23 protein-coding genes and 2 pseudogenes are annotated in these 24,074 nt (G+C 61.2%); 14 read left to right on the forward strand and 11 right to left on the reverse strand.

Annotation, left to right across the window (positions count from 1 at the left end):
* Nucleotides 1-85: 85 nt before the first annotated feature.
* Together ACFJIU_RS15680 and ACFJIU_RS15685 are read right to left on the reverse strand one after the other, a co-directional pair.
* Entirely contained in the window at nt 86-478 is a 393-nt protein-coding gene (locus ACFJIU_RS15680; RefSeq protein ID WP_379061269.1) for a winged helix-turn-helix transcriptional regulator, read from the reverse strand.
* Between the two features lie 275 nt (nt 479-753).
* Complete coding sequence (locus ACFJIU_RS15685) at nt 754-1,179, reverse strand: SUKH-3 domain-containing protein (RefSeq protein ID WP_379061271.1); 426 nt, start codon at nt 1,177-1,179, stop codon at nt 754-756.
* A 225-nt stretch (nt 1,180-1,404) separates the two neighbouring features.
* Between ACFJIU_RS15685 and ACFJIU_RS15690 the strand changes: the two genes are divergently transcribed.
* Nucleotides 1,405-1,902 (forward strand): SDR family oxidoreductase, encoded by a 498-nt coding sequence (locus ACFJIU_RS15690; protein WP_379061274.1) that lies wholly within the window; start codon nt 1,405-1,407, stop codon nt 1,900-1,902.
* A complete protein-coding gene (locus ACFJIU_RS15695; protein ID WP_379061276.1) occupies nt 1,823-2,200 on the forward strand; it encodes an SDR family NAD(P)-dependent oxidoreductase in 378 nt (125 codons plus the stop codon). Before ACFJIU_RS15690 ends, ACFJIU_RS15695 begins: the two co-directional genes overlap by 80 nt.
* Before the next feature lie 5 nt (nt 2,201-2,205).
* Here ACFJIU_RS15695 and ACFJIU_RS15700 read toward each other — a convergent pair whose 3' ends face one another.
* The gene (locus ACFJIU_RS15700) at nt 2,206-2,637 is read right to left on the reverse strand and encodes a GNAT family N-acetyltransferase (protein WP_379061279.1); all 432 of its coding nucleotides are present in this window, start codon (nt 2,635-2,637) and stop codon (nt 2,206-2,208) included.
* Between the two features lie 161 nt (nt 2,638-2,798).
* Between ACFJIU_RS15700 and ACFJIU_RS15705 the strand changes: the two genes are divergently transcribed.
* The 5 genes from ACFJIU_RS15705 to ACFJIU_RS15725 all read left to right on the forward strand — a co-directional run bounded on the left by ACFJIU_RS15705 (nt 2,799) and on the right by ACFJIU_RS15725 (nt 8,679).
* Entirely contained in the window at nt 2,799-3,617 is an 819-nt protein-coding gene (locus tag ACFJIU_RS15705; RefSeq protein WP_379061281.1) for an aminoglycoside N(3)-acetyltransferase, read from the forward strand.
* Between the two features lie 231 nt (nt 3,618-3,848).
* Complete coding sequence (locus ACFJIU_RS15710) at nt 3,849-6,005, forward strand: transglycosylase domain-containing protein (RefSeq protein ID WP_379061282.1); 2,157 nt, start codon at nt 3,849-3,851, stop codon at nt 6,003-6,005.
* A gap of 181 nt (nt 6,006-6,186) precedes the next feature.
* Nucleotides 6,187-6,771 carry a DUF1214 domain-containing protein gene (locus tag ACFJIU_RS15715; protein ID WP_379061284.1) on the forward strand — a complete coding sequence of 195 codons (585 nt, stop codon included), beginning with the start codon at nt 6,187-6,189 and terminating at the stop codon, nt 6,769-6,771.
* On the forward strand, nt 6,764-7,312 hold the full coding sequence (locus tag ACFJIU_RS15720) for a DUF1254 domain-containing protein (RefSeq protein WP_379061286.1): 549 nt from the start codon (nt 6,764-6,766) through the stop codon (nt 7,310-7,312). Before ACFJIU_RS15715 ends, ACFJIU_RS15720 begins: the two co-directional genes overlap by 8 nt.
* 425 nt (nt 7,313-7,737) lie before the next feature.
* Nucleotides 7,738-8,679 carry a hypothetical protein gene (locus tag ACFJIU_RS15725; protein WP_379061288.1) on the forward strand — a complete coding sequence of 314 codons (942 nt, stop codon included), beginning with the start codon at nt 7,738-7,740 and terminating at the stop codon, nt 8,677-8,679.
* Here the strand turns inward: ACFJIU_RS15725 and ACFJIU_RS15730 are convergent.
* The 3 genes from ACFJIU_RS15730 to ACFJIU_RS15740 form a co-directional block, all read right to left on the reverse strand.
* Complete coding sequence (locus ACFJIU_RS15730) at nt 8,666-9,013, reverse strand: DUF1491 family protein (RefSeq protein ID WP_379061291.1); 348 nt, start codon at nt 9,011-9,013, stop codon at nt 8,666-8,668. The two genes, ACFJIU_RS15725 and ACFJIU_RS15730, sit on opposite strands and share 14 nt — an antisense overlap.
* 93 nt (nt 9,014-9,106) lie before the next feature.
* Entirely contained in the window at nt 9,107-9,919 is an 813-nt protein-coding gene (locus ACFJIU_RS15735; RefSeq protein ID WP_379061293.1) for a peptidoglycan-binding protein, read from the reverse strand.
* On the reverse strand, nt 9,894-11,579 hold the full coding sequence (locus tag ACFJIU_RS15740; protein WP_379073111.1) for a sensor histidine kinase: 1,686 nt from the start codon (nt 11,577-11,579) through the stop codon (nt 9,894-9,896). Before ACFJIU_RS15740 ends, ACFJIU_RS15735 begins: the two co-directional genes overlap by 26 nt.
* Nucleotides 11,580-12,133: 554 nt before the next feature.
* Here ACFJIU_RS15740 and ACFJIU_RS15745 point away from each other — a divergent pair.
* Together ACFJIU_RS15745 and ACFJIU_RS15750 are read left to right on the forward strand one after the other, a co-directional pair.
* On the forward strand, nt 12,134-12,505 hold the full coding sequence (locus ACFJIU_RS15745; protein WP_379061295.1) for a DUF5330 domain-containing protein: 372 nt from the start codon (nt 12,134-12,136) through the stop codon (nt 12,503-12,505).
* A 135-nt stretch (nt 12,506-12,640) separates the two neighbouring features.
* Nucleotides 12,641-13,069: a SufE family protein gene (locus ACFJIU_RS15750; protein WP_379061297.1), complete on the forward strand. Its 429-nt coding sequence runs from the start codon at nt 12,641-12,643 to the stop codon at nt 13,067-13,069.
* Nucleotides 13,070-13,218: 149 nt separating this feature from the next.
* On the opposite strand, the gene ACFJIU_RS15755 is transcribed toward ACFJIU_RS15750, so the two are convergent.
* Complete coding sequence (locus ACFJIU_RS15755; RefSeq protein WP_054308879.1) at nt 13,219-13,644, reverse strand: MucR family transcriptional regulator; 426 nt, start codon at nt 13,642-13,644, stop codon at nt 13,219-13,221.
* 401 nt (nt 13,645-14,045) lie between these two features.
* Between ACFJIU_RS15755 and ACFJIU_RS15760 the strand changes: the two genes are divergently transcribed.
* The 3 genes and pseudogenes from ACFJIU_RS15760 (at nt 14,046) to ACFJIU_RS15770 (ending at nt 18,454) form a co-directional block, all read left to right on the forward strand.
* Nucleotides 14,046-16,151, forward strand: a complete 2,106-nt coding sequence (locus ACFJIU_RS15760; RefSeq protein WP_379061299.1) for a S9 family peptidase — start codon at nt 14,046-14,048, stop codon at nt 16,149-16,151.
* Between the two features lie 43 nt (nt 16,152-16,194).
* Nucleotides 16,195-17,181, forward strand: coding sequence for an AraC family transcriptional regulator (locus tag ACFJIU_RS15765; protein ID WP_379061301.1), 987 nt, complete (start codon nt 16,195-16,197; stop codon nt 17,179-17,181).
* Nucleotides 17,182-17,240: 59 nt separating this feature from the next.
* Nucleotides 17,241-18,454 (forward strand): annotated as a pseudogene (locus tag ACFJIU_RS15770) (MFS transporter).
* An 81-nt stretch (nt 18,455-18,535) separates the two neighbouring features.
* On the opposite strand, the gene ACFJIU_RS15775 reads toward ACFJIU_RS15770, so the two are convergent.
* The 4 genes from ACFJIU_RS15775 to ACFJIU_RS15790 form a co-directional block, all read right to left on the reverse strand.
* Nucleotides 18,536-19,465: a c-type cytochrome gene (locus ACFJIU_RS15775; RefSeq protein WP_379073113.1), complete on the reverse strand. Its 930-nt coding sequence runs from the start codon at nt 19,463-19,465 to the stop codon at nt 18,536-18,538.
* Nucleotides 19,466-19,481: 16 nt separating this feature from the next.
* The gene (locus tag ACFJIU_RS15780) at nt 19,482-19,919 is read right to left on the reverse strand and encodes a c-type cytochrome (protein WP_379061303.1); all 438 of its coding nucleotides are present in this window, start codon (nt 19,917-19,919) and stop codon (nt 19,482-19,484) included.
* 202 nt (nt 19,920-20,121) lie between these two features.
* Nucleotides 20,122-20,718, reverse strand: coding sequence for a superoxide dismutase (locus tag ACFJIU_RS15785; RefSeq protein ID WP_379061305.1), 597 nt, complete (start codon nt 20,716-20,718; stop codon nt 20,122-20,124).
* A gap of 211 nt (nt 20,719-20,929) precedes the next feature.
* On the reverse strand, nt 20,930-21,808 hold the full coding sequence (locus tag ACFJIU_RS15790; RefSeq protein ID WP_379073115.1) for a branched-chain amino acid aminotransferase: 879 nt from the start codon (nt 21,806-21,808) through the stop codon (nt 20,930-20,932).
* A gap of 404 nt (nt 21,809-22,212) precedes the next feature.
* Between ACFJIU_RS15790 and ACFJIU_RS15795 the strand changes: the two are divergent.
* Together ACFJIU_RS15795 and ACFJIU_RS15800 are read left to right on the forward strand one after the other, a co-directional pair.
* Nucleotides 22,213-23,034 (forward strand): annotated as a pseudogene (locus ACFJIU_RS15795) (L,D-transpeptidase).
* Between the two features lie 160 nt (nt 23,035-23,194).
* On the forward strand, nt 23,195-24,022 hold the full coding sequence (locus ACFJIU_RS15800; RefSeq protein WP_379061307.1) for a DUF2066 domain-containing protein: 828 nt from the start codon (nt 23,195-23,197) through the stop codon (nt 24,020-24,022).
* Nucleotides 24,023-24,074 lie beyond the last annotated feature (52 nt).

Below are 24,074 nucleotides of genomic sequence, written 5' to 3' on the forward strand. Positions count from 1 at the left end.
ATAGTCTTAATTTCCATACCGATTTTGGCGACGCGAATTTCGTTTCAATTGTGCAGTTGTCGCGTTGCAATAAAGACACAATTGGTCAGGCGACCATAGAACCAGGCGCCTTGGATTGCTTCTGATCGAAAATCTGCTGAGCATGATGGATCGCGTGGGCATTGCTTTCAGACCAATCGCGCAGCACGCCAAGGGGTAGTTTCAGGGAATTGCCCAGCGCCGTGAGGCTGTATTCGACACCGGGCGGTGTGGTGTCGACGAGGTGGCGATTGACAAGGCCGTTCCGTTCGAGTCGCCGCAGTGACTGCGTCAGCGTTTTCTGGCTGATGCCTTCCACCTGACGCTTGAGCGCATTGAAACGTGCCGCACCTCCGTCGAGGTAGATCCGCCGCAGCACGACGAGGGTCCATTTGTCGGAGAAAAGTTCGAACATCGTATCCCCGTCGACGGCCAAGCGGTCGGTGACGTGATCGTTCATAACTGTCTCCTGATTTGCTTCCCCCCAAATCGAAACTCGCGCAGTAACAGCCGTAGGCTGCTTTGGTTCCTTCACAATTTCGGATTTTTGCACCGCCCTTGCCGGCGCCCGCACGAACGCAGGATAATCAGAACCTGCGCAACCGCCTGCGGTTGCTAGCTTGGCGTGTGATGACACCCGGCTGCATGCAAGTTCCCGCCATAGGAAAACTGCACCAAACCAAAAGGGACCTCTGAGCCAAAGCCTGTACCAATGGCTCCGAGGAGTCCCCAGCCCTAGCTGTCACGTAACTGCGCCACCGTCACCAGCCGAGGGTCGCCACGCTGCAGGTCTACGCCGTAGAACGGCACACTATCCTGGCGATCCAGCAGGATCGGTGTTGTGGCTCGCCCAAGCAACAAGGCTTCGCAGGCCTCGCCAAATGATCGGCCGGCCAGATAGAGCCCTTCGGCTACGACATTGGTGCAGAAGACCCTGCCCTGCCCGTCGATGTAGATGGTTTCATAACCGAGGCCATCCTCGGCGATGCCAACGATGGTCAAGCCGAGCGCAGCTTCCAGTTCTTCGATCTGCTCGTCGACTTCGCCAATCGATCCAAACGACAATGCCATGCGGGCACAGGTCTCGCCGGTTCCGCTTTCTCCAACCACAAGGCCAGCGAATTCACGCAGGATAGCGATTGACGGATGCTCCTTTGGCACGATGACAGTGCCGTCTCTCCACCGGTCTGGCCGCCATCCAGCTGAGACGAAGAGCGGTTCGATAGAGGCAGGGATGGCGAAAGCAACCATGTCGAGACCATGCGACGAAAAGCACTGTGTTCGCAACAACCCTGCTTTGCGCGAGAAGCTGGATCATCCTTGCGGATGACAGGATTGCCACCCGTTGGCTGCTAGGCTGATCCGTATTTGCAGGGAGGACAAGCCATGCAGGCTGGCGAGGACAAGCCCGTGGTGATCGTCACCGGTGGCGGTAGCGGTATCGGCGCCGCCGTCGCCGAACGGCTCGCCAACTCCCATCGCGTCGTCATCTGTGGCCGCCGCAGGAATGCCCTCGATGCGATCGCTGCGCGTACCGGCGCGGATGCTGTCGCGCTGGATGTCACCGACCACGCTGCGGCACGTGAGATGGTGACACACACCGTGGAACGCCACGGGCGACTGGACGGCCTTGTCCTTAATGCGGGCATCATTCTCTCCGCTTCGATCGCCGAACTTCCCATCGCGGATTGGGATCGGCAGATCGCAGTCAACCTGACGGCGCCCTTCGTCATGACCCAGGCCCGCGCTGCCACATCTCCTGGCCAGTCGCGGTGCCGTGGTTGCGGTGAGCTCGGTGGGCGCAGTGCAAACCGGCCCAGGCATCTCGGCCTACTCGGCCGCCAAAGCTGGAATCAGTCAGTTCATCAGATGTCTCGCTTATGAATACGCGCGTCACGGCCTGCGCGCGAATGTCGTTGCACCGGGTTGGATTCGCAGCGAGATGGCGGATGAGGAAATGCGTGCGCTGCCGATCGGCAGCGATCTGGAGGCTGCCTACGCCAAGGTCAGCGAACATGTTCCCCAACGCCGAGCCGGTTCCTCGATGGAAGCGGCCGAGGTCATCGCCTTCCTGTTGTCGCCGGCGGCCTCCTTCGTCAACGGCGCGGTCTATGCCGTGGATGGCGGTTCGCTCGTTGCCAATTCCGGCATGACCTATGTCGATGGGCTGGACGCCGGATAACCGGCCTACCGCAACTGGACCAACCCGGCATCTGTCGCGCTGAACCCGCAAGCCGCGAAATAGAAATCCCGCAGATGCGGGTCGAAATCGACATGCAGCCACTCGCAGCGCGACGCCTTGGCATTGTCGACAGCGACCCGCACCAGTTGCGATGCATAGCCGCGGCGGCGGTGCGCTGAATGCACCATCGTATCGAGCAGGAAAGCATGCACGCCACCATCCCAGGCAACATTGACGAAGCCGATGAGATCGCTCCCGATCCGCAGGATCACCCAACCCAGGCTGAAACGGTTGACCTGAGACCACCAATCATCGTCAAACTGCGCATGTTCGAAGCATTCGGCATGCAATGCATTCAACTCGTCATTCTCGAAAGCGCCGCGCCATAGAAAGTGCGGCAGAGAGCGATCCGGCGTTGTATCCAGGCTTGCTGTCATCCATCCTTATCGCCAGCCACTGCCTTTGAGACAAGGTGTTCGCGAACCGGGCTGCTTGTGCCAACGGTTGCAGCGTTCAGTCGCCAGAAGATGGGTTTATCCTGGCATCGCGCTTCCGCGGCAGCGACCAACGACAAACCCGTAGCCTCAAGGAAGATCCGATGACGGAACACCGCATTGTCGCCGCCACTCCCGAGCCAAGGACCCGCGACAGCCTGATCCGCGATCTGCGGCATCTGGGTGTAAAAGCCGGCGAGACGTTGCTCGTCCATTGCGCCCTGAGCAAGCTGGGCTGGGTCTCAGGCGGTGCGGAAGCGGTTGTGCGCGCCTTGCTTGGCGCGATCACCGAGACCGGCACATTGGTGATGCCTGCACAATCGTCGCAGCTCAGCGACCCTGTGCACTGGCAGGCCCCGGCCGTTCCCGAAAACTGGATCGAGATCATTCGTGAAACCTTGCCGGCCTTTGATCCGCTCACCACGCCGACCCGTGATATGGGTGCTGTCGCAGAGTTGTTCCGCACCTGGCCGGGTGCGCGGCGAAGTCTGCACCCGACCTGCTCCTTCTCGGCCCTCGGCCCCTCAGCGGAGACGATCACCGAGCGGCAACTGCTGGCAGAGCCTTTCGGCAAGGATGGTCCTCTTGGATACCTCCATCGATCGTCTGCACGTATCCTGCTGCTCGGCGCAGAGTTCGACGCATGCACCGCTTTTCATCTGGCCGAACACATGGCCTGGCCATCCCTGCCGAGGATCGCGGAAGGGTCTCCCCTCATCGTGGACGGGCAACGCCGCTGGGTCAATTTCGACATTGCGACCGGAGATGCAGACCGGTTTCCGAAGATAGGAAAGGAATTGATACGCCAAGGCCTCGTCCAGACCGGAACGGTTGGCTCCGCAACCTGTCATCTGATGTCTATGCCGGAAGTCGTCGATGCCGCTGCCAGGATCATGGCTGCGCAGCAACCTCCTTCCGGATGATGCACACGTAAGAAACGGTACATGGAAAGGTCGTCGCGCGCGGATACGCCGCCGCCCTTTACCCTCCCTTCACCAATCGCGCATCCAATGGTGAAGCCCTTGCCAGTACCGCCGCAATCGACCAATAGTCGGCTCGGCAACCGAAATGGGGCCGCCTGCGTTCCTGATTGCGCGGCAAACGAGTATACTGACGCCACGGCGCAACCCATCGCAAGCGTGTAACCGGCCTCGATGAACATCCCCCAGGAACCGCGCAAGAAAAGAGGGCCGATCGCGGCCTGGTTCCTGTCGCTCGACGCCTGGCTGGATTCGAGCCTCTACAAGCTCCGCTATCGCGCCGGTGAATTCTGGGAATCGGCAACGATCTTCTTTCGCCGTTTCAAGGTCACCGGTTGGCGACGCTGGCTGATCGAAGGACTGTCAGAGGGATTTACGCTCGGTGCCGGCGCTTCCGTCGCTCTGCTGGCGCTCGCCCTGCCCGCCTTCCAGGAAACATCGGGCGACTGGCGGGCACAAGGCGACTTCGCCGTGACCTTCCTTGACCGCTACGGCAACGAGATCGGCCAGCGCGGTATCATCCAGCGCGATTCCGTGCCCGTCGACCAGATGCCGGATCATGTGATCAAGGCCGTTCTGTCCACCGAAGATCGCCGCTTCTTCGAACATTACGGCATCGATTTTCTCGGCCTTGCGCGGGCGCTGACGGAAAATGTGCGCGCCAATTCAGTGGTCCAGGGTGGCTCCTCCATCACTCAGCAATTGGCCAAGAACCTGTTCCTGACCAACGAACGCACACTGGAACGCAAGGTCAAGGAGGCTTTTCTTTCCCTGTGGCTGGAAGCCAACCTCTCCAAGAAGGAAATCCTGCAGCTTTACCTCGATCGTTCCTACATGGGCGGTGGCACTTTCGGCATCGAGGCGGCGGCCGATTTCTATTTCGGCAAGAGCGTGAAGGATCTGACGCTGGCCGAGGCAGCCATGCTGGCCGGCCTGTTCAAGGCACCGACCAAATATGCGCCGCACATCAACCTGCCTGCAGCGCGCGCCCGAGCCAATGTCGTGCTCAACAACATGGTCGACAGCGGCTTCATGTCGGAGGGCCAAGTCCTGCAGGCCAGGCTGCACCCAGCCAACGTTGTCGACCGTGGCGAACGCAAGAGCCCCGATTATTTCCTCGACTGGGCCTTCGACGAGGTCAAGAAGATCGCTCCCAAGGGCACGCACTCGCTGGTCGCGCATACGACGTTCGATGCCAACATCCAGGACGCGGCCGAAGAATCCGTCGAGTTCCACCTGCGTCAATACGGCAAGGAGTACCGCGTCACCGAGGGCGCGGTCGTCGTCATCGAGACCAACGGCTCCGTGCGCGCCATCGTTGGCGGGCGCGACTACGGCGCCAGCCAGTTCAACCGCGCCACAAAGGCGCTGCGCCAGACAGGATCGTCCTTCAAGCCTTATGTCTACGCAACTGCCATGGAACATGGCTTCACGCCGGATTCGGTCGTTTCAAGCGGCCCCGTGAGCTGGGGCAACTGGTCGCCGAAGAACTACAGCGGCGGTTTCGGCGGCAAGATCACGCTGCTCAACGCTTTTGTGAAGTCCATCAACACCGTGCCTGTCAGGCTCGCCAAGGACTCACTGTCGATCCCGCCGATCAAGAAGCTGGCTGAGGACATGGGCGTTGAATCGCCACTGGAATCGCACAAGACCATGGTGCTCGGCACCTCCGGCATGACTGTGATGGACCAGGCCACGGGTTATTCCGTCTTTGCCCAGAACGGCTATGTCGGTACCCGCCATGGCATTACACAGCTGGTCACCCATACCGGCGATGTCGTTTACGACTGGGCCAAGGATGCGCCCGCCCCTCGCCGTGTGCTGTCGGAGAAGGCGTTGCGCTCGATGAATGCGATGCTGACCCAGGTGCCCGTCATCGGCACGGCGCGGCGCGCGGCTCTGCCCAACATCGTTTCCGGCGGCAAGACCGGCACCACGCAGAGCTATCGTGACGCCTGGTATGTCGGCTTCACCGGCAACTACACGGCGGCTGTCTGGCTCGGCAACGACGATTTCAGGCCAACCAACAACATGACCGGTGGCTCGCTGCCGGCGATGATCTGGCAACGCATGATGGTCTACGCGCATCAGAACATCGACCTGAAGCCGATACCCGGTATCGACCAGCCCTTCGTCGACAAGACGGTGGCGGCAAAGGCCGAGGAGGCGCAGAAGAAGCAAGCCGCCGAAGAGGAAGCAAGGGTGGCGGCAGAACGTCCACCGGTGCTTTCCAGCCGCACCACGCAGACGCTGCGCACGCTCTCCAAAACCTTCGAGGACGCGGTTCAGCTGGCTCCACCCACCACTCCTGAAAAGCTCTCGGCACTGTGACGCCTGCACGATCTTCCCGGCTTGCCTGTCGTCCCCCCTGCCGCTATGCCGCGATGAACACCAGAGCGTTTCCGTTTTTCACGGAAACGCGGAAATGCTCCAACTTTTTGTCTATACGCAATTCCAGACGCAAAACCGCTAGGCACTTTTGCTGGAGTTGCTCCAGTCCTGACGAGCCTTCATGCTGAAGAACGCATTGCTGACGCTGCTGGCACTGACCATCGCCATAGGGCTAGGCGGCGGCAGCGTCTGGTATACGCTCGACGCCCAGAGCGGCGGCGGTGCCATCCGCATCGGACCCTGGACGGCTTTTCCCGACATCGGTACGCTGGATGCCGACCCTTATTCGCAGGCGCGTGTCGCGCGCCAGGGTGCACTGACACTGGGTCGCGCCGAAGGCTTGTCGTTTATCGCCGAGGCCGATTCCAGCGGCGAGGGATTGCGGCGCGAATGCAGCTACACGATCGCGGGCGGCTCGCCCACCGCGCGTTTCTGGACGCTGCATGTTGCGGATCTGGCGCTCGATCCGATCGCCTCGAGCAGACCACATCAGGCTGCCCTGCACTCTTACGAAATCCTGCGACAGGCCGATAACTCAGCCATCGTCACGGTGGCTCCGAACGCCGCCCCGGGCAACTGGCTGCCGGTCAGCGGCTCGGGTCCGTTGCGTTTCGTTTTGAATTTTTATGACACGCCGATTGCCGCTTCGACGGGGCTTTCCGACGTCAAGCTGCCCGCCATCGTCAGGGTTGGCTGCAATGGGTAAGCTTCTCCACGCCATCGTCATCGGCCTGATCGGCGCCGCGATCGTCCATATCGCGGTGCTGTTGCTGGTGCCTGAGTTTTCAGAGCGCGACGCCTGGTCGAACCTGTCGATGAAGGCGGATTTCTACACCATGACGCGGCTCGATGCCGCGCCGGGTAGCCCGGCCCCGATCAAGTCGATCGATCCGCTGTTTGCTGCGGCGGCCTGCCGTTTCGACCTGAGCGACGGCGTGGTACAGGTGACCGCACCCGGCTCGGTGCCATTCTGGTCGGTCTCGGTCTATGATCGTAATGGCCACAACATCTACAGTTTCAACGACCGCAGCGCGACCAGCGGACAGATGGACGCGGTTGTGCTGACACCGGCGCAGATGATCGAAATGCGCAAGGCGTTGCCGGAAGGCTTCGAAGGTTCGATTTTTGTCGAAGCCCCCATCGAAGAAGGCATCGTCGTGCTGCGCGCATTCGTGCCGGATGAAAGCTGGCGCCCGGCCGTGACCAAATTCCTCAGCCAGAGTTCCTGCGACCTGCAGCAATTCTGAACCGAACGGCCATCGTGTTCAGTGTCGCGGCTTGGGTGACGGGGTACCGTTCGTGCCAGCTTCGATGCCCGCGGCAACCGGCATTGCCTCCTGGGGTCGCTCGTAGCGGACCCCCGGGAAGATAATCACGGCCGCCGCCGTATCAACGCTGCGTGGAAGTCTGTTTGGTGCCGCGTTCCGCAGCGTAAAAGACAGAACCTGTCCCATGGTTCGCGCATTCCTCTCAGGTTGTACCCAGAGCACAAACGCAACGCCTCCTTCTGTGATTAGGCTCTCAGAGGGTTAACGTAGCGCTAACGGATCGTCGCTAATTTGAAGATTGTTCGCGCGTTTCGCGGCCGGCTCGGTTTCGGCGCAAGCGAGGGCGACTGGTGTGAATTGTACAGGCGTAACCCGTGTCTTCTTCCGATTTCCGGCAAATCGCTATGCGGACCGAAACGCGAAAGGCCGAACGGCTGTTTCGCGCAGCCATCTCAGCGTTCTGTTCATTGCCGCGTCCCTCTCGACGCGAGATCGCGCAACTGGAAGATCTTGCGCTGCCGCTGTTCGACGACGTCCCCGATGAAGCACTGCGCTTTGGCGCAGCCGCGCTGTCAGAAACCGAATATGCGCCGCGACAACTGGTGTTGCGTCTGGCCGAATGCAAGGTCGACGTCGCCGCACCTCTGCTGATCCGATCGGCGGTGCTCAGCGATGTCGATCTCATTGCCTTGATAGGTCGGCATGGGCTGCCGCACGCGCGGGCGATCGGCCGTCGCAAGGATCTCAATCCCGCCATCGCCCACCTGATCCGCGCGCTGGAAAGGCCCAAACTGGCCGTAGCTCAGCCTACCGAAGACGCCAGCCCCAAAGTCAATTATCGCGCTACCACAGAACCTGGCGAGGCCGCGGAAGGCGTCCGTCATCGGCTGCGCGCGATCATGGCGGAAACCCGCGGCACATCCGCGGCGCGCGACACGACGCCCTACTCGAAATTGCGCGAGACCGCGCTCAGTGGCAATCTGGCCTTTTTCCAGACCGCGCTGGCCGATGCGCTGCGGATCGACTTCGCCACAGCCCATTCCATCGTCACGGCCAACGACTACACACGGCTGCTCTCGGCACTGCGGGTGCTTGAGCTTGGCGAGGACCATGCTTTCCTGATCGCCGTCGCCGTCCTTCCGCAACAGTTCCCGCATCCCCAGGCGATCCGCCTGTTCCTGGACCGCTACCGGCTGCTGCCCCCAGAGGTCGCTCGCAACCAGCTCAGCCAATGGCAGCTCGAGGCAATGTCCCCCGGACTGCGCGATGCAAGGCAGACGACGGCAAACTCCGACAAACCCGTCGTTGCACAGCCGAAATTCGGCAAGGGTTTCAAGAAGTCCTGATCGCGATCAGTTCCTCGATCGGAACCGAGCCTGGCTCGACCTCGACCACCCAGATGTCGGGATCGAATTTTCGTTCCCGTTCCAATCTGGTGTTGATGGCATCTTCGTCCAGCGTCGTTTCGAGCCTGCCGAACAGCCGCTCGTCTGGTCTGGCTTCGTCGTAGCTGGTCTGAGGGGCTGGACCAAACAGCGTTACTTCGCCGAAGCGATCGCGCGTCAACACAAAGACGGCGCCGGCCTCGGTCGCACCACGCTGGATGACAGCCGCGAAGCCGCTCGACGAAAAGACCCGCCGCACCATAGCCGAGACCCAGAGATCGGTGGTTACGCGCATGCTCGGTCTCCGCATGGAAGGCCGCGGTGTATCTTGCTTGTCATGAATTGATTGCTGTAGCAGGGCGTACGCTGCTGTCCAGCGAGGAAAATCCTAGTTCGTCAGGCCGATCTCACGCATCTTCGCGTACACCGCCTCATCCGGCTCGCCGGTTTCGGGCAGGCCGAACAGCGACTGGAACTCGCGGATGGCAGCCTTCGTGCGCCCCCCGATGACCCCATCCGTCTTGATGTCATTGTTGCCAAAGGCGCGCAGGCCGGCCTGGATTTTCACGATCCGGGCGTCAAGCTTCTGCTGGCTGAGCACCGGGACTGAACCGGGTTGATTGCCAATGATCCCGGCCACGTCATCGCGCGGCGCGGGCTGAGGCACGACGGACGCAGTGGTGCCTGCGATGCCAAGCTGATCGAGCAGCGCCTCATCGATGTTACCGGAAACCGGCAAGCCCATTTTCTGTCGGTAGGCCTCAATCGCCTTGCGCGTCGCAGGCCCGGTCAGACCATCGACCGTGCCATCGTAATAGCCGATATCCTTCAAGACGCCCTGCACGCGCTGCACGATCGGGTCGCTTTTGGCGATGACTGCTACCGGAGAAGTCGTGCCCTGCGCCGCGGCCTGCGGCTCGGGGCGCTCGATGTTTATCGTGGTTTCCGGCTCCACTTGTGCCGGCACCGGGAAATGCTGATAGCCGCGGGTGGCAAAAAAGGCACCCGCGTGCAGGCCGGGCTGGTACCAGAGCGCGTTGGCCGAGACGTAGAACAGCGTCACCAGGAAAGCCGTCGAGCCACCCACCAGAACAGGATTGTTGGCGATCGCTTCACCCAGCGCCGCGGTCCCAGCCTGCAGCATGCCAGGGCGCTGCTTGGCTCGCGCGCCCTTCCTAGGCTGTTTTGCGGAGCGGGCCAAGGCCGGCCTCCTTTTCGTTCCGTGGCTGTGAAAGCGGCAGAACCGTCGGCTTGGCCGCACCACCCTTCGGCCCATCCACCGGCAGGCTGATCGTCACCTTGGTGCCCTCACCAGGCGCGCTTTCGATCGACATCGTGCCGTCATGCAGGCTGACCAATCCCTTGACCAGGGACAGCCCAAGCCCGGTACCTTCGAAGCGACGGGTATAGTCGTTCTGGATCTGCATGAACGGCTTGCCGAGATTGCAGAGGTCGGCCTCGGCGATGCCGATGCCGGTGTCACTCACCCAGAAATGCAGCCGCGAACCAAGGCGGCGGGCACCGATAGACACGGCACCGCCGTCCGGCGTGAACTTGATGGCATTAGAGGTCAGGTTGATCAGGATCTGCTGCACGGCGCGGCGGTCGGCATTGATCTCGCCGGCGTCGACCGGAATCTGCGTGGTCAGCGTGATATGCTTTGTCTCAGCCTGGATGCGCATCATGGATTGGCACATCTCGACGGCATCGACGAAACGGAAAGGCTCCGGCTGCGCTGAATATGCGCCCGATTCGATACGCGAGACGTCGAGGATCGAGGTGACCACAGCCAACAGATGCTGGCCGGAATCACGGACCAGCTCTACGTACTCCTTCTGGCGCGGATCCTTGAAGCCACCAAATATCTCGTTGAGCAGCATGTCGGAGAAGCCGATGATCGCGTTGAGCGGCGTGCGCAGCTCGTGGCTGACGGCAGCAAGGAAACGGCCCTTGGCGACATCGGCGCCTGAAGCGGATTCCCGCGCGACATCGAGTGTTTCCCGCAGGTCGACCGTCTCGTCATTGGCGCGCAGCAGCGCAACGAGGTCGTCGCCCCCGCGCATCAACTCAAGCAGGAATGGCCTGTGGTTGGCACCGAGATCGGTGGCGTCCCCCTTCGGCAAACGTATGCGCAACTCGACGCGACGCAGCGCTGCACCTTCGCGCATGTCAGCCAGCGCAGACAGGTAGGCAACGCGATCTGCCAGGTGGATCCGGTCGAACAGGCCGGTACCGGAAAGCAGCTCCGGTGCAAGCTTCAGCAGGAAGCGCGACTGGGAAGATGCGTCCGCCACGTCACCGTTCAGGCCTATGCGCAACACGACCGCATCGATGACATCCTCGAGGCGCGCCTGCTCCTGCGCCGGCGCGTCCGAAATCAGCGCCAGCCCACGCATGCGCGGTAGCAGGGTAAGCCCCCAGGCGACCGGGAACAGCCAATGCCAGGCGGCGGGTGCTTCCACGGGCAGCAGAGGCGTCAGCGCAAACTGGAGGATGACCGCCGCAGTGGCGGCGATGACACCTAGGCCCACCGAGCGGCGGCGGCCACCAACATAGAAAGCTTCCACCGGAAGAGCCAAGACCAGGGCCAGCAGCGGCGAGGCTAGCCCGCCTCCAGCCGCAATCAAACCAGCCAAACCAATGGATGCAACGCCGAGTGATGCGCCTGCAGTCGGCATGAGCCGACCCGTTGCAGCCACCAGTAACGCCAGGAACCAGGAGAGTCCGAAGATCGCAAAGATCGTGGCCACCGTCACGCCGGCACCCAGTCTTGCCGTGACCAGCACCACCGCCATGCTCGCAGCCAGGAATGGCGCCGCAAGCATAAGGCCGACGAAGCGACGCTGCATGCGGCGCGCCATTGGATCGATCACGGACGCGTGCACGAGACGCTCGCAGCCAGCGGCCACGGCGTCGGGCAAGTCAGCGTATCGGGTCGCAATCGAATTCAACGCAACGCACTCTCAACTGTCTGCTTCGCAGATCACTTTTGGTTGGTTTGAAACTCGCACCCAGCATTTAAGGAATGAATAAAACGAAGCCTGACAACGACACCTTGACGGCGAATATCGGCACCGAACCGCCCCGATGCCCGAGGCGATTACCGTCATGGTAAACGCAGGGTTAGCCGGGTCAGCTCGCGGCTTGGATGCCCGTTTTCACGCCGGCTACAAACCTGATGGAAAAAATCCATAAAAGACAAATAGTTAGATGGTTACTTCCAACCTAATGGAATCGCCATCAATTTAGCATTGCCTAAATCAAAAACCGTTCCTTACCCGGTCGTCTAAAATTTGAAGAAAATTCTCTGCTGGTCTGCAAGTCGTCCTTTGTGCGACTGTGCCAGGATCACTCTCAACAACGAGGCTGCGGCACAAGAATGCGCGGCCCGGTCACAACGAGAGAGGGTCATATCATGTTCTTCCTGCTCAGAGCCGCGTTCTGGTTCTCCCTGGTGCTGCTCGCGCTGCCTTTCGGCATCGGCTCCGGCGAACAAGGCCGTGAGAGCGTCAATCCAATCCAGGCACTGCTGGCCGCACGCGACGCCGTTGGCGACATCGCCGGTATGTGCGAACGCAAGCCTGATGTCTGCGAAACCGGCAAGGCTGCCATGCACACGATTGGCGTGCGTGCCCAGGAAACCGCCCGCATTGCCGCTGACATGCTCGATCAGCAGCCTGCCGAACAGGTCGCGCGACCGGCTGAAACCGTTCCTGCCACCGATCAGGCCACCATTACCGGCAGCGTCATCCCGACGCCGTCGGCCCGTCCAGACCCGAACAGCTGATCACCATCCGCCTCACATTCTGCGCCTTGATTTTCCCTTGCCGACCTCCGGCATCACCGCAGGCTGCCACCCTCTCGGCGCCTGCGGTTTTTCTTTTTCCGTGACTGTGTCGAGCGTCGTGACTATATCGCCTGCATGACCACAAAGATCGACGCCATCCGCGACGACTTCTCCCTGCTCGACGAGTGGGAGGATCGCTATCGCTACGTGATCGAGTTGGGCGAGTCGCTGGCTGAATTCCCGGAAAGTGCACGCGTACCCGCCAACAAGGTTCCGGGATGCGTCAGTCAGGTATGGTTGACGACCGAACGCAACGGCGACACGGATCCCGTCCTGACGTTCCAGGGCGATTCCGACGCGCACATCGTACGTGGACTGGTCGCAATCATGCTGGCGCTGTTTTCGGGCCGTCCCTCCAGCGAGATTCTCAAGACCGACGCGGAAGCCACACTCAAAACGCTGGGACTGGACGAACATCTTTCACCGCAGCGGGCTAATGGATTGCGCTCGATGGTCAAGCGCATCAAGCATGACGCCGAAGCGGCACTGACGCAGGCAGCCTGAGTTTTCCGCGGATCAGCAATCCGCAATCGCGGCCCTTGCAATGGCGATCGATACGAGTAAGCAATAAAAGAAAAACGGCGCCCGAAGGCGCCGCTCAACACTATACCTGAAGTATACTCGTCGAGATACGACAGGTGTGACTGCCGGATTCAGCGCCCCTTGCGCTTGCGACCCAAGCCCATCTTCTTTGCAAGCTGCGAGCGGGCAGCGGCATAATTCGGCGCCACCATCGGGTAGCTGGCATCAAGACCCCACTTCTCGCGATACTGATCCGGGGTGAGCCCATAGTGGGTCATCAAATGACGCTTGAGCGACTTGAACTTCTTACCGTCCTCAAGGCAGACGATGTATTCGTCATGAACCGAACGCTTCGGGTTGACGGCCGGCTTCTGCTTGTCAGCAGGCGGCTGTTCCACAGTTCCACCCACCCTGCCCAGGGCAGCGTGAACGTCCGCGATCAGATTAGGCAATTCACCGACAGGAACGGGATTGTTGCTGACATAGGCTGCAACGACGTCCGCGGTGAGTTCGATCAGCATATCGCTATTTCTAGGAGGCGTTTCCGCAATATCCATATCGTTCTGGTCCCAACGAGAGTTAAGTCTTGCCCATTCTTCAGAGGGCGTCGCACGATTCTCAACAGGGCGCGCCCATGAGTCGTGTCACGCAGCCTTAATGGACTTGATGGGCAAGTAAGTCAATTCAGTGACCGACTATATTAATACTAAACAAGAAAATATTCTTGGACGAATGGATATTTTTCGTACTATGTACACGTATCGAGCTCTCCCAGCGTCCTAATCAACGACACTCCTGCAGAATTTCTTGAAATATTTCGAAGGTGTCGACGGAAGGTTGTTCCAGCGGCGGCTGTTCACGACGCCAAACAGCTCTCCCCCATCCCCACGGAAGCCTCTTGAACGCAACGCGGCCAACGTGTTCAGTCAGGCCTAGGATTCTACAGCACGAGATATGGATGACCCGAAAAGCGATCTTCCCATCGGCCGAGGCGCCGCGGGCGAAAAAGCAATCCCAATCCGACACCCACCACGGCATCATCCGAACCGACGACTATGCCTGGCTGAGAGCGGACAACTGGCAGGAAGTCTTCAAGGATCCTGCGCTGCTTGATCCGGAGATTCGAGCCCATCTGGAGGCGGAGAACTCCTATCAGTCAGCGCTGATGGCGGACACGGCCGAGCTGCAGAAAGCGCTCTTTGCCGAGATGAAGGGACGTATCAAGGAAGATGATTCCTCCGTCCCGATGAAGGACGGGCCGTTTGCCTATGGCTCCTCCTTCAAGCTTGGCGGTGAGCAGCCGCGCTACTTCCGCATGCCCAGGGAAGGAGGCGAACAGCAGATCCTGCTCGACGGTGACCTTGAAGCCGAGGGCAAAGCCTATTTCCGTCTCGGCGGCGTCGATCACTCGTCGGACCACAACAAGCTGCTGTGGTCATTCGACGACAAGGGCTCGGAGTTCCACACCCTGCTGGTGCGCGACATTGCCACGGGCAGGGACCTGGCCGACCGGATCACGGATACAGGGGGCAGCGGGGTCTGGTCACGGGACAATAGCGGCTTCTTCTATACAAGGCTGGATGCCAACCATCGTCCCTCCAAGACTTTCTACCACGCAATCGGCAGTCACGAACGGGAAGACCGCCTGGTCTACGAAGAACAGGACCCCGGTTTCTTCATGAATGTCGGTGGAACGCGCAGCAACGACTGGATCATGATCGGTATCAATGATCATGAGACATCCGAATACAGGCTGCTGCCCGCCAACGACCCGACGGCTGAGCCAAAGCTTGTGGCCGCCCGCGAAACCGGGCTGCAGTACGACCTTGAGGAAGGCGGCGACGTCTTCTTCATCCTGACCAATGCCGATGGTGCCAAGGACTTCAAAGTCATGGCGGCTCCCGCACACGATCCGGTCAGGGCCAACTGGCAGGAAATCGTCCCACATGAACCGGGACGGCTGATCCTCTCCGTCATCGGCTTCAAGGATTTTCTGGTGCGGCTCGAGCGCAAGGACGGACTACCGCGCATCGTCGTGCGCGAGCGGGCGGGCGGCGAGGAACACCTGATTTCATTCGCTGAAGAGGCATTCTCGCTCGGCCTGTCGGGTTCCTACGAATATGACACCGACGTCGTGCGGTTTTCCTATTCGTCGATGACGACGCCGGCCCAGGTGTTCGACTACGATATGCGTACGCGCCAGCGCACACTCCTGAAAACACAGGAGGTGCCATCAGGCCATGACGCCAGCCACTACGTTACACGCCGACTCATGGCGCCATCTCATGATGGCGAACTGGTCCCGGTGTCGCTGATTCATCATCGCGACACCGCGATCGACGGCTCGGCACCCTGCCTGCTTTACGGCTATGGCTCCTACGGCATTGCCATCCCGGCCTCGTTCAACACCAACTGCCTCTCGCTGGTCGACCGCGGCTTCGTCTATGCGATTGCCCATATCCGTGGCGGCAAGGACAAGGGGTACGCCTGGTATGAAGATGGCAAACGAGCCAGGAAGACCAACACGTTCAAGGATTTCATCGCGGTTTCCCGCCATCTGGTTGCCGAACGCTACACCCGCCACGACCGGATCGTGGCACAAGGCGGTTCAGCCGGCGGCATGCTGATGGGCGCGATCGCCAATATGGCGCCGGAGGCTTTCGGCGGCATCGTGGCGGAAGTACCATTCGTCGATGTCCTGACCACCATGCTCGATGAGACCTTGCCGCTGACACCGCCGGAGTGGCCGGAGTGGGGCAATCCGATTGCCTCGGAAGCGGACTACAAGACGATCGCATCCTATTCGCCCTACGACAAGGTAACCGGAGCGGACTATCCGCCCATTCTGGCCGTCGCCGGTCTCACCGATCCTCGCGTCACCTATTGGGAGCCCGCGAAGTGGGTTGCGAAGTTGCGTGAGCTGAAAAGCGGTGACAATCCGGTTCTGTTCAAGATCAATATGGAATCCGGCCATGCCGGTGCGTCGGGTCGTTTCTCGCGCCTGGAGGAAGTCGCACTTAATTACGCGTTCGCGCTGAAAGTAACGGGCAGGCAGAGCTCGTAGCGTCCGGCTTGCCACCCGGACGACTGGCACATAGAATAGCCAAATGCTTCACTATTCGTCCAAATCGTCGCCGCCGCCTGTCCCGACCGACGCGCTCAGCCAGATCCTTCAGGATTTTCGGCTGAGCGGCGTCAGCTACGGCCGTTGCGAGCTCCGGCACCCATGGAGCATCACCTTTCCCCAGCAACCTTTGCTGCGGTTTCACTTTGTCAGCGACGGTCCATGCTGGGTACACACGGAGGCCGAGGGCTGGCAGGAATTGCGCGCGGGCGATCTCGTGCTGCTGCCACAAGGGGTCGAGCACCGCCTGGCCAGTTCTCCGGAAGTTACCGGCAACTGCATGACGAGATGCGAAGTGACCAAGCATGGTGGCAATGTCTGTGAAGTGGTGCAGCAGGGCGAAGGCGCCGCCAGCGTGTTGTTTTGCGGCTCGATGGCATTGGGAGCCTATGCCCTGCACCCGCTGATCAGCCTGATGCCCGTCATGATCAAAGGCTGCGACGTGGCCGCCAACGACCCGATCGTCAGTCCCCTGCTGGAGGCCATGGCACAGGAGGCATGCCATCCCAAGATGGGCGGCGCCACGATATTGTCGCGCATGGCCGACCTGCTTACCGCCCGGCTGATACGCTGCTGGGTCAAATGCCATGACAGCTCGACCACCGGTTGGCTCGCGGCCATTCGCGACCCCCATATCGGGCGAGTGCTTGTGGCGATGCACCGCGACCCAGGTCATAACTGGACCCTGGAAAGCCTCGCTGGCCTGGCTGGCCAATCGCGCTCGGTTTTCGCGGAGCGTTTCAGCGCCGTCCTTGGCGAAGGCGCGGCGCACTATCTGGCTCGCCTGCGCATGCAGCTCGCGAAGGAATTGCTGGGACAGGGCGACCTTTCGGTCGCCGAAGTCGCCGCCCGCCTCGGCTATGAATCGGAAGCCTCCTTCGCGCGTGCGTTCAAACGCATCACCAACGTCTCGCCCGGCGTTGTGCGGCGCACAATTTCCGGACGAACGGACATGGAATTCGGATTTTAAGATACAGATCATCCTGCAATGCTTGTTTATGAAGACCTCCAAACCTTGGAGACCTTCATATGACGGATACAACCCTATCGCTTGATCGCGCCGCGATAGATACCGAACCGGACGCGTCGGACGAAACGTCCTGAATGCCACGACCTGGCTTGCCGTTCTATCGATGGCCGCCACCAGCTTCGCGCTGGTGTCGGCAGAATTCCTGCCGGCGGGCCTTTTGACACCAATGGCGCGCGATCTGGGCATCAGCGAGGGAACAGCCGGGCAGGTCGTCACCGCCACCGCCTCGGTGGGCGCCGTGGCGGCGCTGCTGAGCAACGTTCTCATCGGCAAACTGAACCGCAAGACGGTGCTAATTAGCCTCAGCGCGCTGGCGATCGGCTCCAACATTCTTTCGGCACTGGCAACTGACTTCTGGCTGCTGCTGCTGGGTCGCGCCGGGCTGGGCATCTCGATCAGCGCCTTCTGGGCGCTGTCGGTCGCGGTGGTGGCACGGCTGGTCGGCGCTAACGCCACTGGCCGGGGCATGGCCATCGTCACCCTCGGCGTCTCGCTGGCCACCATCGCGGCGCCGTCGCTCGGCGCTCTGATCAGCGACTGGCTGGGTTGGCGTGTCGCCATGGCGATGACAGCGGGGCTCGCCACGGTTGCCATGCTGCTGCAGTTCATCAGCCTGCCGACCTTGCCGGCGGCTGCCAGCAACAGCCTGGCCGACGTGCTTCGGCTGACGCGCCGGCGCGGCATCCAGTTCGGCATGCTGGCCATCCTCGTGCTGATGACCGGGCATTTCGCGGGTTCGGTCTATGTTCGCCCTTTCCTTGAAAAGGTGACGCTGCTCGGCACGGGCCCGATCGCGCTGGCGCTGCTTGGATTTGGCATCGCCGCCGTGATCGGCAACGTTGCCGGCGGGCGCATGGCGGACGCCAACATCCGCATGGCTCTGATTACCACCTCGATCCTGATGGGGCTCGCCGCGCTCGTACTGGTCCTATGGGGCGCGCACATTGGCGTCGCCTTCGGTTTCGTCACGCTTTGGGGTTTGGCCTTCGGCATGGCGCCGGTCGTGTTGCCAACCAATCTGTCGCGCGCGGCGCCCGACGCGCTGGAGGCCTCCGGCAGCCTGATGGTCGTCTCCTTTCAGGTCGCCATCACCACAGGCGCGGTTGTCGGCGGCTATATCGTCGACACTTACGGCGCTTCAGGACCTTTGACCCTTACCGCCATTCTCGCTGCGATAACGGCGGTCCTGGCGCTACTGCAGCCGCGCGGATGAACCTTGCCCTGCCCCGCCAGAGCTTTGTGGCGGGACAATCGCTGGCGCGAACCTCTTCCTCGAGAGCGCCATCAAGGGCCTCTAACCCTGCGGCTTCGCCGCGGGGTATCCATTCTTGTGCGCCGGGATCGTCTTGAGATAAGCAGCGATCGCTGCACGATCTTCGGGGGTTAGTTGCGCCATATTCTGTTGCACGTCGGCCATGGCGCCGCCGGCTGAATCGAATTCCGGCGTGAAGCCGGTTTCGAGATAGTTGGCGATGTCGGCAGCCGACCAGTCACCGATACCACCCTCCCCGCCGGTGATGTTCGGCACGACACCACCGCCTTCGGCCGCCTTCGCGCCGGCAAGCCATTCGCCCTTCTTCGCTCCACCAAACGCGTCGCGAGGGGTGTGGCATTCGCCGCAGTGGCCGGGTCCCTCGACCAGATAGCGGCCGGCAAGCACGTCGGCCGGGGTCTCGGCAGCGAACGCAACCACAGGGCTGCTGTCCAGGTAGAGCTGCTTCCACAAACCGATGCCGCGCCGGATGTTGAAGGGAAAGGAGAGTGACGGAGCAGCGGCCTTGCCCGGCACGGCGGGCAGGGTTTTCATATACGCATAGAGATCGGCCACGTCCGACAGTTTCATGCGGGTATAGGAAGTGTAGGGGAAGGCCGGATAGAGGTGCTCGCCCGCTGGCGAGACCCCCCGCATCATGGCGTTGGCGAAGTCTTCCATCGACCACGCACCGATACCATCGGTCCTGTCCTGCGAGATGTTGGGAGCAACAAAGGTGCCGAACTCCGTCTTCAGTTCGAGCCCGCCGACGAGTTCAAGCCTGGCCTCTCCTTCCGCCTTCGGCCGGGCGTGGCAGGATGTGCAGCCGCCAGCATAGAAAATACGCTTGCCGCGCGCGGCATCGCCGTGGCCAAGTTCGAGTACATCGCCGGCTGTCAGCCGAACCGGCTCCGACAGCCACCAGCCGATGCCGGCCGTAATCGCAGCCAGCGCCACGACGGCGCCGGCCATCTTTCCCAGCACCGGATCAGCTCTTCTTCAGGCGATAGACCTTGTGGCAGGCGCCGCAATTGGCGGCAACCTTGCCGAAGCTTTCCTTCAGCGCGTCGACATTGGCAGGAGCTGCCGCCACGGCAGCCTTCACGTCGGCCAGATACTTGTCTTCGGCGGCCTTGAAGCCGGCCATGTCTTCCCAGATCTTCGGCGAGGCTTCGGTCTTGCCCTGATCGCTGCCTGCCGGGAACAAGGTGGCCACGTCGAACTTGTCGGCATTGGCTTCAAGCGCTTTCAGCTGTGCCAGCACGGCCGTGGCATCAAAAGCTTCCTCGCCTTTGACGACCTTGGAAAGGCCGCCGACGATCTTGCCGCGTTCCTTCATCGAAGCCTCTCGGTCGGCGATCGGATCGGCGAAGGCTGTCGAACCGGCGAAGGCGAGCATTGAGATGGCGAGGACTAGCTTTCTCATTCCGTGGGCTCCGTGATTGAAAGTGAGGCATATGCCTGCGGACAACGGCCAAGGTGGCGTAAAAATTCCCGAATATCCACCGCAGGCGTTCTGAACTTCCGGTGAACGACCTGGAACCCCCGCGAAGAACCGGCACAATCCATTGATTTCAAAAATAAAAAGCCCCGCTTTCGCGGGGCTTTCTGGAACAGAAAAACCTGTTTCAGGCCTTTTCGTAGAGTTCCAGCACATAGTCCCAGTTGATAAGGCTGTCGACGAAAGCCTCGAGATATTTCGGACGGGCGTTGCGGTAGTCGATGTAATAGGAATGTTCCCACACGTCGACGCCGAGGATCGGGGTCGCGCCGTGTACGAGCGGGTTCTCGCCATTCGGAGTCTTGGAGATTTCGAGCTTGCCGTTCTTGACCGAAACCCAGGCCCAGCCCGAACCGAACTGCGTGGTCCCGGCTGCGATGAAGTCGGCCTTGAACTTGTCGTAGCCGCCGAGATCGCCGTCGACCGCCTTCTGCAGCGCGCCGGGCAGCTTGTTGCCGCCGCCGCCCTTCTTCATCCACTTCCAGAAGTGGATATGATTGTAATGCTGTGCAGCGTTGTTGAACAGACCGGCATTCTTGCCGAACGACTGCTTCACCACCTCTTCGACCGACAGATTCTCGAGACCGGCTTCGGCAGCCAGCTTGTTGCCGTTGTCGACATAGGCCTTGTGGTGCTTGTCGTGGTGATACTCCAGCGTCTCCTTCGACATGAAGGGCTGCAGCGCCTCATAATCGTAAGGCAGGGCGGGCAATTCGAAGGCCATGGATAAACTCCCTTGTGGCAAAAATCAGTGTCGATACCGAACTAAGATAGGGTTGGATCGGGCAGCGACAACTCCGAAAAAACGGAGCGCCGGCCATCTTCTAAAGCATGTCGCGCCAAAGTGTGTAGCGGTTTTGCGATAACGGCGTGCGCAAAATCGCAGGCCTGACGCGCAAGGCGCGAATGTGAGAGATTTCGACGCATATCAGCCCTCAATTCACCGGTGTCGAATGGGCCCAGTCCCAGTAAAGCTCGCGCGCCTTCTTTGCGACCGGACCGGGTTGCAGATCGCGATCCTCGAAGCGGGTGATCGGCACCACCTTCGAGTGATTTCCGGTCGAAAAAATCTCGTCCGCCTCGCGAAAATCCTTCACCGTCAGCGTCTTCTCGGTGGTGCGGAAGCCATAGTCGGCGAGCAGCTTGATGGCGCGCGCACGGGTGATACCCGAAAGAAAGGTGCCATTGGCAGCCGGGGTGTAGACGTGACCGTCCTTGACCATGAAGACGTTTGACGAACCGGTTTCAGCAACGTTGCCGAGCATATCGAGGACCAGCGCGTTGTCGAAACCGCGCGCCTTGGCCTCGAGGATCGAGCGGCCGTTATTGGGATAGAGGCAGCCCGCCTTGGCATCCGTCGGCATGGTTTCCAGCGACGGGCGCCTGAACGACGACACGCCGATCGAAAACCCGGCCGGCGGCAACATGGGCGCTTCGTAAAGACACAGGCAGAACCGTGTCGATGCCGGGTCGGCCGGCACACCCATGTAGCCGCCGTGTTCAGCCCAATACATCGGCCGAATGTAGACAGCCGTCTTGCCATCGAACTTCTTCAGCCCGTCCCAGGTCAGGCCGATGATTTCCTCCGGGGTCTTGGTCGGCTTCAGGCCGAGCGAAATCGCCGATGCGTTGACGCGGGCAGCATGCCGATCAAGGTCCGGCGCGACGCCCTCGAACCAGCGCGCGCCGTCGAACACACTGGATGCCAGCCAGAACACGTGGCTGCGCGGGCCGACAAGTGCAACATTGCCTTCATGCCAGTCGCCATCGACGTAGGTCCAGGTGGTTGAAAGTGCTGCCGTTGCCAAAGTCATCGTCATGTCCCGCTTCTTGCCGCGATAAGGCTGCGGACATTGGGCGCGCGGTCACGACCCCGTCAACCGGCATCGGTCAAATTTGGTGAGGCCAGTCTGGCGGAGCGGCCATCGTGCTTCCGCAGATATCGTCACGCAGATGTGATCGGATGGTTGCGTTCGGCCACCAAAAGCAGGCCACGCAAGCCGTAGCGCGTTCAAGACCGCCGCGAATCCGCGTGTCCACCTCAAAATGGCGTTGCCGATCGGCAACAGTCGGCCGCCTGTCACCGCCTCGCCCCTTTTTGTCCACCTTGCCGCCCGATTCAGAAACGCCTATCGCGCCCAACTGAAAAGGAAGCAACCTTTCGGGGCTCTGGCCCGTTCACGCTTTCTTCGACATATCGAACTATTCCAAGGCCATCATGATCAAGACGCCAGTTGCCCTCCCGATGACCCGTCGCGGGTTTCTGAACACCGCCCTGGTCGGTGCCGCATCGATGGCGCTCGCCGCCTGCACCACCGTTTCCCAGGAGCCGCCACCCGTTACCCCAGTGGCCCCTCCTCCGCCGCCGGATCCGGTACTGCCGGAATATGCAGTCATGTACGGCCCGGTCGTGGACGAGAATTACGAAATCCCTGCCATCCCCTACCGCAAGATCGACCAGCAGTTCCTGCGCCAGGTTGTTCCCGATCCTACGGGCGAGAAGCCAGGCACCGTGGTCGTCGAGACCTCGACGCACTTCCTCTATGTCGTGCTGCCGGGCGGCCGCGCATTGCGCTACGGCGTCGGCCTCGGCCGGGCTGGCTTTGCCTAGTCGGGAAGCGCGGTCATGCAGTGGAAGCGCAAATGGCCGAAGTGGACGCCGCCCGAGGAAATGATCCAGCGGCAGCCGGAGCTCAGAAAGTTCAGCGCCGACAATGGCGGCATGCCGCCCGGCCTGAAGAACCCACTTGGCGCGCGCGCGCTCTACCTCTTCCAGAATGGCGAAGACACGCTCTACCGCCTGCACGGTTCGCCGGAATGGAGTTCCATTGGCAAGTCCGTCTCATCAGGCTGCGTGCGCCTGATGAACCAGGACGTCATCGACCTCTACGACCGGGTCAAGAACGGTGCCAAGGTGATCGTCACCGACGTCGCCGGACGCCCCGTCGCGCCAACAGCCCCCGACGAACAAGGCATTCCGATCGACGAAGGCGTGCCCGAAGCACGCCTTATCGGCCCTGCCGGCCGTTCGTGGTTCTAGTCGAAACAACCAGGCCCGACTTCTTGAGACAGCCGTCATCCCATCGGGTGGCGGCTGTTTTCCTTTGCGTCCGATCCTGTTGGAAAAATCTGCACTTATCGGAATGATGTTCTAAGCTGTCGCCTTCGCGCTCCGGAGGACATGGCGCATGTGGGGATGTTTGAAATTCGTTTTTCTGGCGGCGGTCGCGCTGGCGGCCGCAACGGGCTGCCCTGCCAGTGCAGCGGAAATTGACCGTGCCGACCTCTACCGCGCGCAATCAGTGACCAACGGTTTCGGCGAAGCGAACCGCGCGCGAGCGCTGGCGCCCAGCCTCACGGAGGTGCTGGTCAAGGTGTCCGGTGATCCAAGGCTCACCAGCGATCTGCGCGTTGGCGAAATGGCTGCCCGCGCGGCCGACTACGTCAAGGATTTCAGCTATCGCGACCTGCTCAACAACCGGCCGCCGCATGACGAGCAAGGCACCTACGACCGGCCGCAATATCTCACCACCGATTTCGAGCCTGACAAGATCGATGCGCTGCTGGCATCACTGACACGCAAACCGTGGATTTCGCGGCGACCCGCAATTGTCGCGCTCTTCGACGTAAAGCCGATGAAAGGCGACGGTTTCGTGCTGGCAAAAGACGGCGATGCCGCCAATGCGGCCGATATGCGCATCGCCCTGATGGTGGCTGCCAGACAGGCCGGCATGCCGCTGGTGCTACCCGGGCAAGACGATATCCGCTCGACCCGGGACAAGAAGCCCGAAGCATTGGCTGGCATGGCTAAAACCCTGGGTGGCGACCTGGTGCTGGCAGGCACGCTGATCTGGCGCGACGAAGCGCTCGGCTGGGTCGGTGACTGGCAGCTCCCTGCCAACGGCAAGGATTATCATTGGCAGGTGCGTGGCGTCAGTTTTGACGATGCGTTTCGAACCGCTATGCTGGGAGCGGCACAGATCCTGTCGGGAAACGGCCAGCCGGAGCCGGTTGTCTCGGCGCGATAAGTTTTGAACGCCCCCACTTGGTGGACTGCCGAATCTGCCCTTGACGAAAGGC

Origin of the sequence: Mesorhizobium sp. UC74_2, assembly GCF_042701485.1 — a bacterium.
Taxonomy (GTDB): Bacteria; Pseudomonadota; Alphaproteobacteria; order Rhizobiales; family Rhizobiaceae; genus Mesorhizobium.

Excerpts from the sequence above, each read along its gene's own strand:
- ACFJIU_RS15760 (WP_379061299.1), top strand. The coding sequence starts at position 14,046 with ATGACCCGAAAAGCGATCTTCCCATCGGCCGAGGCGCCGCGGGCGAAA.
- ACFJIU_RS15780 (WP_379061303.1), bottom strand. The coding sequence starts at position 19,919 with ATGAGAAAGCTAGTCCTCGCCATCTCAATGCTCGCCTTCGCCGGTTCG.
- ACFJIU_RS15755 (WP_054308879.1), bottom strand. The coding sequence starts at position 13,644 with ATGGATATTGCGGAAACGCCTCCTAGAAATAGCGATATGCTGATCGAA.
- ACFJIU_RS15705 (WP_379061281.1), top strand. The coding sequence starts at position 2,799 with ATGACGGAACACCGCATTGTCGCCGCCACTCCCGAGCCAAGGACCCGC.
- ACFJIU_RS15690 (WP_379061274.1), top strand. The coding sequence starts at position 1,405 with ATGCAGGCTGGCGAGGACAAGCCCGTGGTGATCGTCACCGGTGGCGGT.
- ACFJIU_RS15730 (WP_379061291.1), bottom strand. The coding sequence starts at position 9,013 with ATGCGCGTAACCACCGATCTCTGGGTCTCGGCTATGGTGCGGCGGGTC.
- ACFJIU_RS15775 (WP_379073113.1), bottom strand. The coding sequence starts at position 19,465 with ATGGCCGGCGCCGTCGTGGCGCTGGCTGCGATTACGGCCGGCATCGGC.
- ACFJIU_RS15680 (WP_379061269.1), bottom strand. The coding sequence starts at position 478 with ATGAACGATCACGTCACCGACCGCTTGGCCGTCGACGGGGATACGATG.
- ACFJIU_RS15715 (WP_379061284.1), top strand. The coding sequence starts at position 6,187 with ATGCTGAAGAACGCATTGCTGACGCTGCTGGCACTGACCATCGCCATA.
- ACFJIU_RS15790 (WP_379073115.1), bottom strand. The coding sequence starts at position 21,808 with ATGACTTTGGCAACGGCAGCACTTTCAACCACCTGGACCTACGTCGAT.
- ACFJIU_RS15700 (WP_379061279.1), bottom strand. The coding sequence starts at position 2,637 with ATGACAGCAAGCCTGGATACAACGCCGGATCGCTCTCTGCCGCACTTT.
- ACFJIU_RS15785 (WP_379061305.1), bottom strand. The coding sequence starts at position 20,718 with ATGGCCTTCGAATTGCCCGCCCTGCCTTACGATTATGAGGCGCTGCAG.
- ACFJIU_RS15765 (WP_379061301.1), top strand. The coding sequence starts at position 16,195 with ATGCTTCACTATTCGTCCAAATCGTCGCCGCCGCCTGTCCCGACCGAC.
- ACFJIU_RS15745 (WP_379061295.1), top strand. The coding sequence starts at position 12,134 with ATGTTCTTCCTGCTCAGAGCCGCGTTCTGGTTCTCCCTGGTGCTGCTC.
- ACFJIU_RS15740 (WP_379073111.1), bottom strand. The coding sequence starts at position 11,579 with ATGGCGCGCCGCATGCAGCGTCGCTTCGTCGGCCTTATGCTTGCGGCG.
- ACFJIU_RS15725 (WP_379061288.1), top strand. The coding sequence starts at position 7,738 with ATGCGGACCGAAACGCGAAAGGCCGAACGGCTGTTTCGCGCAGCCATC.
- ACFJIU_RS15710 (WP_379061282.1), top strand. The coding sequence starts at position 3,849 with ATGAACATCCCCCAGGAACCGCGCAAGAAAAGAGGGCCGATCGCGGCC.
- ACFJIU_RS15720 (WP_379061286.1), top strand. The coding sequence starts at position 6,764 with ATGGGTAAGCTTCTCCACGCCATCGTCATCGGCCTGATCGGCGCCGCG.
- ACFJIU_RS15750 (WP_379061297.1), top strand. The coding sequence starts at position 12,641 with ATGACCACAAAGATCGACGCCATCCGCGACGACTTCTCCCTGCTCGAC.